This is a genomic window from Clostridium sp. MCC344 (assembly GCF_018785365.1).
Taxonomy (GTDB): domain Bacteria; phylum Bacillota; class Clostridia; order Lachnospirales; family Lachnospiraceae; genus Pilosibacter.
Genome location: NZ_WQPQ01000111.1, coordinates 1 through 2,673 on the forward strand (window position 1 = coordinate 1; position 2,673 = coordinate 2,673).

Annotated in this window: 4 protein-coding genes and 1 pseudogene; 3 read left to right on the forward strand and 2 right to left on the reverse strand. The window is 42.5% G+C overall.

What is annotated here, in order from left to right:
• Both GPK90_RS18000 and GPK90_RS18005 read left to right on the forward strand, forming a co-directional pair.
• Positions 1-603 (forward strand): RNA-guided endonuclease TnpB family protein (locus GPK90_RS18000; RefSeq protein ID WP_215703599.1); only part of this gene is annotated, 603 nt, incomplete at its 5' end.
• Between the two features lie 184 nt (positions 604-787).
• A complete protein-coding gene (locus GPK90_RS18005) occupies positions 788-1,435 on the forward strand; it encodes a hypothetical protein (RefSeq protein WP_215703600.1) in 648 nt (215 codons plus the stop codon).
• Here the strand turns inward: GPK90_RS18005 and GPK90_RS18010 are convergent.
• Together GPK90_RS18010 and GPK90_RS18015 are read right to left on the reverse strand one after the other, a co-directional pair.
• A complete protein-coding gene (locus GPK90_RS18010; protein ID WP_215703601.1) occupies positions 1,401-1,649 on the reverse strand; it encodes a hypothetical protein in 249 nt (82 codons plus the stop codon). The genes GPK90_RS18005 and GPK90_RS18010 overlap by 35 nt on opposite strands.
• Positions 1,646-1,957, reverse strand: a complete 312-nt coding sequence (locus GPK90_RS18015) for a hypothetical protein (protein WP_215703602.1) — start codon at positions 1,955-1,957, stop codon at positions 1,646-1,648. Before GPK90_RS18015 ends, GPK90_RS18010 begins: the two co-directional genes overlap by 4 nt.
• A 561-nt stretch (positions 1,958-2,518) precedes the next feature.
• On the opposite strand from GPK90_RS18015, the pseudogene GPK90_RS19295 reads away from it, so the two are divergent.
• Positions 2,519-2,673: pseudogene (locus GPK90_RS19295) on the forward strand (transposase); the annotation flags it as partial.

Sequence of the window (2,673 nt, forward strand, 5' to 3'; positions counted from 1 at the left end):
GAAACGGAGCATAAGGAACTGGCACATACAAATCATAACATAGGAATCGATTTAGGACTTAAAGATTTATGTATTACTTCTGATGGGAAGGTATATGAGAATCAAAAAATTATAAAAAAATACGAGAAACAGCTTGTAAAGTTGCAAAGGCAACTGTCACATAAAGGAAAGAGAAGTAAGAACTATTATAAAACAAAGAAAAAGATAGCATTACGCCATGAGAAAATAAGGAATATGAGAAAAGATTATCTACATAAAGTTTCACATGAGATTATCAGCGAAAACCAAGTGATAGTTTCAGAGAATTTACAGATAAAGAACATGGTAAAAAATCATCATCTGGCAAAAGCCATAAGTGATGTATCATGGTATGAGCTGACAAGACAGTTAGAGTATAAGGCAAAATGGAATGGCAGGAAATACATCAAAATAGATACATTTTATGCCAGTAGTCAATTATGTTCTGTTTGCGGGTATCAGAATCCTGATACAAAAGATTTGTCAGTGAGGACATGGATATGCCCGAAATGCGGAGCAGAACATGACAGGGATATCAATGCCGCGAAAAATATACTGACAGAAGGATTAAGACAAATAGCATAAAGAAATATATAGGGCAGGGACTGCCCAAATTAACGCCTGTGGAGATAGTAGGTTACGAGGTCGATGAAGCAGGAAGCCTATTGGCTTAAGACAATGGGTAGTTCACCCAGAGGTTCAATGCAGTCTTTCCTGTGCAGTGATATAACTGTCGTATCAGGGATATTACGGGAAAGGAGAAAGCACAATGGATGAAACCGCAAAGAGAATTACAAAGCGAATGAGTCCGAAGGAAAACGGAAAGAGACGGAAGGAAGAATGTTCCGTTTTTCTGTCGCACCGTAAGAGAGAATCGCTATGGGAAAGGATTTCCATATGGAGAGAGGACATTGTCTGCATTTATCAGAGACTGAGGTACGGATACTGTTACCGTGACACCTGGTCGATCGACCAATGGTTCCTTACGGTTGTTTCGAACATGATCCATGACCTTCGTGTTAACAGTCATGGCTACCCCGGCTCCTTTAAAGGAGCGGAAGAAGAAAACATCCGGAAATGGGACCGTATTCTGGGAAGAATGGAATTTCTGTTCCGGGAAGCAAATGAGGGCACGTGCAGAAAGAAAAATCCGTATGAGAAAGAACATGACCTGGCACGGGAAGAATTCACGGCAAAATATGGCATGTTCGGAGAGAAACTGAAAACGGAAGAGGAGATTGCAAGGGAAAAGCGGGAGCATACGCATCGTCTGTATACGATGAGCGATGTTCCGAAATATGCGGAGATATCGGAAAAGTGGCTGGCGGCCGAGGGAGAACTGCGTGAGTACCGGGACCGGTGCCTGAAGCAGGGCATGGAGCTTATGACGAAATATTTTTGGAACCTGTGGGATTGATAGGCATGGACGGGCAAAAAAGCGGCGGGGAGTCGAAGGAGAATTCCCTGCCGCTTCTGTCGTGGGCTTTCTGTTTCTTCCGGTTGTATGCCCTGCCGTTCGGCATGGTCCGCGTTGCCGGGTTCAGGATGCCCCAGGTGGAACGCTGTGCGGAATGGTATGCTTTTTGTGCTTTCTTAGTCTGTTTGCTGATCGGGACAAATGATTTCTTCATGCAGCACCTCGATTCTGTTCCAGTGTTTCCATGATGCCGTTGCAGAATTCCATGTAATCGCTGTGCCCGAAAAGAAGCATCTTGTTGCGTAAGGACTCCATGGATTTCTCAAATTCCGCCGTATCTTTCTTTCTGGCTTTGCAGAGAATGATACGGTACGGGGAATCGTCCCGTGAGAATTCGTTTCCTAACCGCACGGAAACATGGTTCTGTGCGAGCAGGGAATCCGAAAGATAGTCCTTGTGGTTGATGTACATATATGTGACGGACAGGATGGACAGGCCGTCCAGTCTCAGAAAATTTTTCATAGGCTCCTCCTTTGTGATAGCTGTCTGTAAGGAAAAGGCTGCGAAATTCACATTCCGCAGCCGTGGTGCCTGAAACCGTACCCCGGCACCAGTGTGATCGCTCACGGGTTTTCTACAGGGGGATTATTTACCATTGATATTTGCTGAATTAGCGTACCATGAACCGAAAGATACAACGGATAAAAAATAACAAAACAATCCATGTCACTGAACGTTAACAATCCCATCTGCATTTTTAAAGACCCTGTACGGAAAATTCTTTAACAAGAATCAGCAAGAATTCTCCCACCTCTATAGGTGGTGAGATGAATTGTCATCTCTTGCATAGTGCGATAGTTGGTATGTAGATATCAGATTATTGCACATAGCTGTGCTGTGTATTGTAAACTTCTCATATATTGATTTTTGTAGTCGTGCTATATCATCAATTCTACATACAATAAGCCTGAAGGAAAAATAGATTGCAGATCAAGCAGAACAAATGTTCTGAAATGTAATAGACAAATGATCTCATTTGTGATATAATTAAATCAGTCGAAATAAAAAGAAAGGCTGATAAATATGAGAGAACTTGACAATAATGCACATTCAGTATTTTTACTCTGTTATCATCTGATCCTGGTCGTAAAGTACCGGAAAAGGTCCTGAATGATCCGATCTCGGATCGCGCACGAGAAATCTTTGAATACATTGCGCCCAAATATCATATCACCCTG

Bases quoted from the DNA above. Each gene is read 5' to 3' on its own strand.
- GPK90_RS18005 (WP_215703600.1), top strand. From the start codon at position 788: ATGGATGAAACCGCAAAGAGAATTACAAAGCGAATGAGTCCGAAGGAA.
- GPK90_RS18010 (WP_215703601.1), bottom strand. From the start codon at position 1,649: ATGAAGAAATCATTTGTCCCGATCAGCAAACAGACTAAGAAAGCACAA.
- GPK90_RS18015 (WP_215703602.1), bottom strand. From the start codon at position 1,957: ATGAAAAATTTTCTGAGACTGGACGGCCTGTCCATCCTGTCCGTCACA.